The sequence below is a fragment of the Chitinophaga sp. genome, assembly GCF_036569125.1.
GTDB lineage: Bacteria > Bacteroidota > Bacteroidia > Chitinophagales > Chitinophagaceae > Chitinophaga.
Map to the genome: position 1 here is coordinate 1 of NZ_DATCRF010000477.1, position 6,471 is coordinate 6,471.

A 6,471-nucleotide genomic window follows, 5' to 3' on the forward strand; every position below is an offset into this window, starting at 1 on the left:
GCCCTACTTACGCACTGAAAGTATTGCCGCATATTACCCTGCAGGTACCTTTCACGGCTGATCCTGCACTGGAAAAAGCCTTCTGCGATGAATTGGCTGAATTTGCAAAAAGCCAGGCGCCTTTTGAGGTATCCCTGAATGGCTTTGGTACTTTCCCCAATAAGCAGAACCGTGTACTGTTCATTAACGTAGAAAAGAGTGAAACCATGTCTGCTATGCACCGGCAGCTGATCAACTTCCTGCGCAAGGAATTTGGCTTCAGCACCATGCTGGCCCGCACCGGTTTTACCCCGCACGTTACCGTGGCCTTTAAAGACCTGGAAGATGATCAGTTCAACAAAGCATGGCCCGAGTATGAGAACAAAGAATACCAGGCCAGCTTTAAGGTAAATAACCTGTACTTCCTGCGCCATAACGGCAAATCATGGGAAGTGTTGCAGAAATGTAAGCTGGGTGGTGGTGCAACCCCCGCCTGATCTGAATAAGATATGATCTTATAAATAAAAAAGCCCTCCGTTTACCGGGGGGCTTTTTATTGCTGTTTATGTGTTGTGTGTTAAAGGTCTATTTGTTTGTGTAAGGTATATTCACCCTGCTGGTTCCTGGTCCAGCGCAGGTTCATGGTAGGGCATATTACTTCCAGCACGCTCTCCACATTCCCAAGTTGTTCCGGATCAAAGGTGCCATTGTAGCGGAACCGCGCCATATCCTTGTCTGATAGCATTATGCGCACATCAAAATAATTCTGTAAGGTATTGATCACATCACCCAGGCGTGTATCCTGGAAAGAAAGGCGGTTCTCTTTCCACGCCATAAAATTGGGATCTTCAATACGCGTTTGCTCCAGTGCTTTGGTATCTTTTAAAATACCGCGGCTGCCACCGGTGAGCAGCAGCTTTTCCTGCTGGTTATCACGGTTGGAAAAGGCCACTTTACCCGTTACTACCGCTACCTCTACCTGGCTTACATCATAAGCCTTTACATCAAAAGCAGTACCCAGCACCTGTGTTTGCGTATGGCTGGCATATACAACAAAAGGCTGTGCAGTATGTTGTGTTACCTCAAAAAATGCTTCTCCTTCTAAATGCACGGCACGTTCTTTACCCTTAAAATTAGCAGCATAGGTAAGCTTGCTGTTCTGGTTCAGGTAAGCCTTGCTGCCATCCGGCAGGGTAACGGTTTTCTTCTCATGCGCCAGGGTGGCAACGGATACTTCCGGGTGTCTGAAGAACACGAAATATGCAGTAGCTGCGCCGCTTAACAGTATAACGCTGGCTGCTATACGCAGTACATGCCGGTAGGTATGGAAGATACTACGTGTGGGCGTAGCAGTTATTTGCTGTTTGAAAGCTTCCCAGTTCTTTTCCGTGGAGGGGGTGAAATCCGTATCTGCCTTGCCGGTGAGCGCCCAGGTGCTTTTCAGCGCAGCATAGTATTGCCGGTTGGTCTCATCCTCATTCAGCCAGGCCTGTAACACCTCTTTTTCTTCAGGGCTCAGGCTGTTATCAATATCACGGGCAATAAGCGTTTCTATATGGTCTAACTCGTAAGACATACCATTAAAATTGTAAGAGTAAAAGATATAAGGAACTGCATGCTACCAATAATATCACAGCCAGGTAATCCTGCAGGGATACTCTTAGTTTCTTTAACGCGGTGATCATCTGGTTCTCCACTGTTTTTACAGAAATATTGAGCGTAGCGGCTATTTCCCGGTAGGTCATCTCCTCAAAACGGCTCAGGATAAATATTTCCCGGCACTTCTCCGGCAGGCGGTCAATAGCCTGGTGAATGTGCGCCGTGGTTTGTTTCAGGCGGTGCGGACTTTCGGCAGTGCCGGAGCTGGCCGGCAGCTGTATCATATCTTCTTCAATAGACAGGTGTTTACCCTGCCGTTTGTGCTTGTCCAGGTGGTCTAATGCCATATTAATTGCTGCTCTGTGCAGGTACGCTTTAAAATACACCTCCTGTAAAGCGCTGCGCCGGTTCCATATCCGTATGAACACTTCCTGGGCAAGGTCTTCTGCAGTGGCGGTATCTTGTACCAGCCGGTAAATGGTTTTACAAACAAGGGGAAAGAAGGATTTAAAGAGCAGCTCCATGAAGGCCTGTTCATCATCCTGTAATAATTCGTGTAACCTGGCATTATCGGGCATAGCACAAAAATAGCTTTTGTTACCATTTGGTACGCTATCACTTATGCCAGCTCCTGCAAGGGCAGGTGTACTTTGTGTGTGCATAGTGTGACGATTTTGGCGGCATTTACAGGATGTAGCTGAAAATGACGATCAATAAAAGCAGGCAGGCGATGAAAAGGCTGCCGTTTACGACAAGGACATCCTTTTTTATAACCATAACTGTTGCTTTAATACTATAACGGAGAAAGGGAGAGGTACCCCTACAAGGAAAGGAAAATTAGTTGGCAGTCGTAAGTTGGCAGTTGGCAGTCATAAGGCAGTATATAAAGTAAAAGACCTGTTACCTTATTGGAGTGTAACAGGGCTCTTTATCTGAAGACTTTATTTTATATGAACTACTTTTTCACTAACTGCCAACTGCCAACTTACAACTGCCAACTAAAAAAAGAAGCCGGTGATACAGATGTATCTCCGGCTTTTTGATTAACCCCTATGAAAACCAACTATTGCTCTTGGTTATTGTTGTAAATTGATCTCGCCCAGGTCCGTTGCTTTCCCATCTTCCACTTTCACATCGTTAATGGTGGCATCCTTAAAAGGATCCTTGGCATTTATCACTACGGTGTAGGTACCAGCCCTGGCACCGTTAAAGGTAAATGCGCCATCAGAAACCGCTGTTTTCAACGTATCTGACCCTTGTACCGCCCATGCTTCCGTAGCCCCATCTGCCGGCCTTACTTTGCCTGTAATGGAACCATCTACGCCTTTAAATGCATAGGCACCGAAGGCAATGGTGGCGAGCGCTAACAGGCTTACTTTGATCTTATTCATAACACACACGTTTAATTGGTTTAAAAACTGATCTGTCGTAAGCGGTGTATAGCGATTTTGAAAGAACTTTTGCTGATTATCAACGAACCAGCCTGCATAGAATTTTACAATTACCATGCCACAGTGGCCCCTGAAATTGTGTGTGCTTTATTTAACATTTCTTTAGCTAAACCCGCCCTTGTGGCTTGTTTTAAGCATTTCAAGAAAAACGCAGGCACGTTGGTTTTGTTGTGTTATAGACTTGTTAAAACACGAAGGGCCGCCATCATATTAAGATGGCAGCCCTTGCGGATGAGTTATAAACTGCTTGTTTAGCGGCGGTTTAACTTAGATAATAAGCGTAATATTTCCAGGTATAACCAGATCAGCGTTACCAATAAACCAAAGGATGCATACCACTCAAAGTATTTAGGCGCACCCTGCGCTACACCATTTTCTATCAGGTCAAAATCCAGGATCAGGTTTAAGGCGGCAATAGCTACCACTACCAGTGAAAAGATCAGACCTATGGTGCTGCCTTCATGCAGGAAAGGTATATTGATGTTGAAAAAGCGCAGCGCAAAAGCGATCAGGTAAAAGATGGCAATGCCTGCCGTTGCTGTGAACACGATAGCTTTAAACTTTTCCGTAGCGCGGATCACGCGGGCACGGTATAATACCAGCATGGCTATAAAAGTACCAAAAGTAAGGCCCACCGCCTGCAGCACAATACCTTCATATAAGCTGCTGTACATAGCAGAAATACCACCCAGGAACAAACCTTCGCACAAAGCGTAGGCAGGCGCCAGGTAAGGAGCCCAGTCTTTTTTGAAAACAATTACCAGCGCCAGCACAAAACCGCCGATACCGCCACCGGCCAGGTAAGGCAGGATGGATGCGCCTTTGGCAAAAATGCCCCAGGAGTAAACGGATGACGCCATTACCAGCAGGAGTAAAAAGACCATTTTGTTTACGGTCCCGCGCAGGGTCATAGCGTTGCCGTCCTGCACGAGGGTAGCCTGTTGAAAAGTACTCTCTTTCAGTACAGGGTTGTTGGATTGAAATAATGCCATAGTGTAAATGTTGTGTTTACAGATTAACACATCAAAAATACAAAGAATATTTGGTATACCAGGATCACGGAACCTTACTTCGCAGGCGTGATCACGATCTTCCGGAACTCAATAGGGCCATGATCTCCCTGGATATAAATCGGTCCGGGCTCGCCTTCATTACTATCCAGCGCACCGCCGGTAATGCCGGGTATTTCCTGGTTGCTGATCACGGTTTTGCCGTTCACTACCACGGTTACCATGCGGCCAATTAAGGTAATATCATAGGTTTGCCATTTATCAGGCCCCAGGGCTGCAATTTCGCTGGGCGCCAGGAAACCGTATATGCCGCTGAACAGCACACTGGCAGGGTGTGCATCTGCCGGGCTATCCTCTATCTGCGTTTCATAACGGCCCCTCAGGTATACGCCGCTGTTGCTGCCTTTCTGGTAACGGAATTCCACATGCAGCTTAAAATCCGTAAAGGTTTTTTCGGAGATCAGGTTGGCGCCGGAATGTGGGCTGGTAAGCACCCCATTCTTTACTACCCACTGGTTTTCGCCTAACGCTTTCCAGCCGCTCAGGTCTTTCCCGTTAAAGAGGTTAATGGGCTTATCCCAAACCGGCGCAGCAGTTCTTTTCAGGTAAGGTGCTTTTACACCCTTCCAGTTATAGGTTTTGCCCTCGCTGGTGGTAATGGTGCCCTGAATGCCTTCCCCGGCCAGCTCTCCCTCGATCACAAAATCCTGGTCGCCTTTTTCCCATTGCGGCGGAATGGTAAAATGGAACTTGCCATTGTCAAAATACACATGGGCTACCGGGCGCGCGCTGCCGGAAACGCCTACAAAATAACCTACCAGCGCGCGGTTGCCGGAAAGCTTTACTTCCAGCCAGGAGGGGGCCGGTTTACCGTTTTGGTCAATGGTAAGGTCCCAACGCCCGATCAGGTTGGAAGAGTCGGCCATGATATGGGCGGGAGCAGTGACGTGTGTTGTTGCCTGTGCAGCGCCTGCAGCCAGCAGGCAGCTCATTCCCAGAACAAGAAATTTTTTATGCATACAATTTGAATTTTTTTAGTGGAAGCTGCGTGGAACCAGCTTTTATGAACAGGCGAATAAGGTAAGATTAATCTGCATTTTATGCAAATGCGGAAAGGATGATTACCTTTATAACATGATGATGATGGCGCCAACACTTTAAGCTTCCTCAATACCCGCAGGTATAATACCTCTTCCCGGAGGTAAGTTCCCTAATTGTATTCATTCATCTCACATTCATCATCATGCAGGAAGTTTTAAGTAAAGCACAGCTCACAGCTTTTATCAATAATGGTTTTGTACGTATTGACCATGCATTTCCCACCGCCCTTGCGGAAGAAGTGCGGCAGATACTCTGGAAAGATATTAACGGTGATCCCAATGATCCGGCAACCTGGATCAACCCTGTTGTAAGGCTGGGCATGTACACCCAGCCGCCTTTTATACAATCTGCCAACACGCCGGTATTGCATAGTGCATTTGATCAGCTGTTAGGCGCCGGAAGATGGATCCCGCCGCGTGCTATAGGTACTTTCCCCGTGCGTTTTCCCGCTCCGCAGGACCCCGGCGATACCGGCTGGCATGTGGACGCCGGTTTTCCGGGCGATGATCCCGGTAATTATTTTGACTGGCGTATTAATGTGCGGTCAAAAGGCAGGGGCCTGCTCATGTTATTCCTTTATTCGGATGTAGGAGCGCAGGACGCGCCTACCAGGATCCGTATGGGGTCTCACCTGGATGTGGCCCGTTTGCTGCAGGCTGCCGGTGAGCAGGGGCTTTCCTTTATGGAGCTGGCCCGCAAGCTGGACAGCCTGCCGGCAAGGAACGAAATACTGGCCACCGGTAAAGCCGGTACCGTATACCTATGCCATCCCTTTCTGGCGCATGCCGCCCAGCCACACCAGGGTACGGAGCCCCGCTTTTTGGCCCAGCCCCCCTTGCTGCTGAAAGAGGAGCTGGTCATTGAAGGCCGGGATGACGCCTATAATCCGGTGGAGCAAGCCATACGCGCCGGCTTAAAAGATCCGCATCTTCAATAACTTTAAGTTATTACCCATAACAAGAAGCAATGCCCATAAACGTTTCCGCCGATTAAAGTCTACCGGCTTTGTGTACTTTTGTGGTAGATACGTATTATTCCGCATATGAGTAGGATTACTCCCTTGTGAAATGCTACATTTGCACTTTAATAAACAGTAGGTTCAATGTCTAACACTCCTATTCAACAGATAGAAGACGTAGTAATAAAATTTGCCGGCGACAGTGGTGACGGGATGCAGCTTACCGGCAGCCAGTTTTCAAATAACACCGCCCTGATCGGGAACGACCTGAGCACCTTCCCCGACTTCCCGGCCGAAATACGCGCCCCCCAGGGTACCCTGGCCGGTGTGAGCGGCTTCCAGTTGCACTTCTCCTCTAACCGTATATTTACCC

Annotated in this window: 7 protein-coding genes and 1 pseudogene; 3 read left to right on the forward strand and 5 right to left on the reverse strand. The window is 48.0% G+C overall.

Annotation, left to right across the window (positions count from 1 at the left end; genetic code table 11):
* Nucleotides 1–476: 2'-5' RNA ligase family protein (locus VIM87_RS17745; RefSeq protein ID WP_331998297.1), on the forward strand; the 476-nt coding region annotated here is incomplete at its 5' end.
* Nucleotides 477–556: 80 nt separating this feature from the next.
* Here VIM87_RS17745 and VIM87_RS17750 read toward each other — a convergent pair.
* The 5 genes from VIM87_RS17750 to VIM87_RS17770 all read right to left on the reverse strand — a co-directional run bounded on the left by VIM87_RS17750 (nucleotide 557) and on the right by VIM87_RS17770 (nucleotide 5,058).
* Entirely contained in the window at nucleotides 557–1,555 is a 999-nt protein-coding gene (locus VIM87_RS17750; protein WP_331998298.1) for a FecR domain-containing protein, read from the reverse strand.
* Between the two features lie 4 nt (nucleotides 1,556–1,559).
* Complete coding sequence (locus VIM87_RS17755) at nucleotides 1,560–2,240, reverse strand: RNA polymerase sigma-70 factor (protein ID WP_331998299.1); 681 nt, start codon at nucleotides 2,238–2,240, stop codon at nucleotides 1,560–1,562.
* Between the two features lie 414 nt (nucleotides 2,241–2,654).
* Nucleotides 2,655–2,969, reverse strand: coding sequence for a carboxypeptidase-like regulatory domain-containing protein (locus VIM87_RS17760; RefSeq protein ID WP_331998300.1), 315 nt, complete (start codon nucleotides 2,967–2,969; stop codon nucleotides 2,655–2,657).
* Between the two features lie 311 nt (nucleotides 2,970–3,280).
* Entirely contained in the window at nucleotides 3,281–4,021 is a 741-nt protein-coding gene (locus VIM87_RS17765) for a Bax inhibitor-1/YccA family protein (protein WP_089920492.1), read from the reverse strand.
* A gap of 74 nt (nucleotides 4,022–4,095) precedes the next feature.
* Nucleotides 4,096–5,058, reverse strand: a complete 963-nt coding sequence (locus tag VIM87_RS17770) for a DUF1080 domain-containing protein (RefSeq protein ID WP_331998301.1) — start codon at nucleotides 5,056–5,058, stop codon at nucleotides 4,096–4,098.
* Between the two features lie 224 nt (nucleotides 5,059–5,282).
* Here VIM87_RS17770 and VIM87_RS17775 point away from each other — a divergent pair, with 224 nt between their 5' ends.
* Complete coding sequence (locus VIM87_RS17775; RefSeq protein WP_331998302.1) at nucleotides 5,283–6,077, forward strand: hypothetical protein; 795 nt, start codon at nucleotides 5,283–5,285, stop codon at nucleotides 6,075–6,077.
* Nucleotides 6,078–6,242: 165 nt separating this feature from the next.
* Nucleotides 6,243–6,471, forward strand: a pseudogene (locus VIM87_RS17780) (2-oxoglutarate ferredoxin oxidoreductase subunit alpha); the annotation flags it as partial.

What these genes read in the sequence shown, in the direction of transcription:
- VIM87_RS17750 (WP_331998298.1), bottom strand. Translation starts at nt 1,555, where the DNA reads ATGTCTTACGAGTTAGACCATATAGAAACGCTTATTGCCCGTGATATT.
- VIM87_RS17755 (WP_331998299.1), bottom strand. Translation starts at nt 2,240, where the DNA reads ATGCACACACAAAGTACACCTGCCCTTGCAGGAGCTGGCATAAGTGAT.
- VIM87_RS17760 (WP_331998300.1), bottom strand. Translation starts at nt 2,969, where the DNA reads ATGAATAAGATCAAAGTAAGCCTGTTAGCGCTCGCCACCATTGCCTTC.
- VIM87_RS17765 (WP_089920492.1), bottom strand. Translation starts at nt 4,021, where the DNA reads ATGGCATTATTTCAATCCAACAACCCTGTACTGAAAGAGAGTACTTTT.
- VIM87_RS17770 (WP_331998301.1), bottom strand. Translation starts at nt 5,058, where the DNA reads ATGCATAAAAAATTTCTTGTTCTGGGAATGAGCTGCCTGCTGGCTGCA.
- VIM87_RS17775 (WP_331998302.1), top strand. Translation starts at nt 5,283, where the DNA reads ATGCAGGAAGTTTTAAGTAAAGCACAGCTCACAGCTTTTATCAATAAT.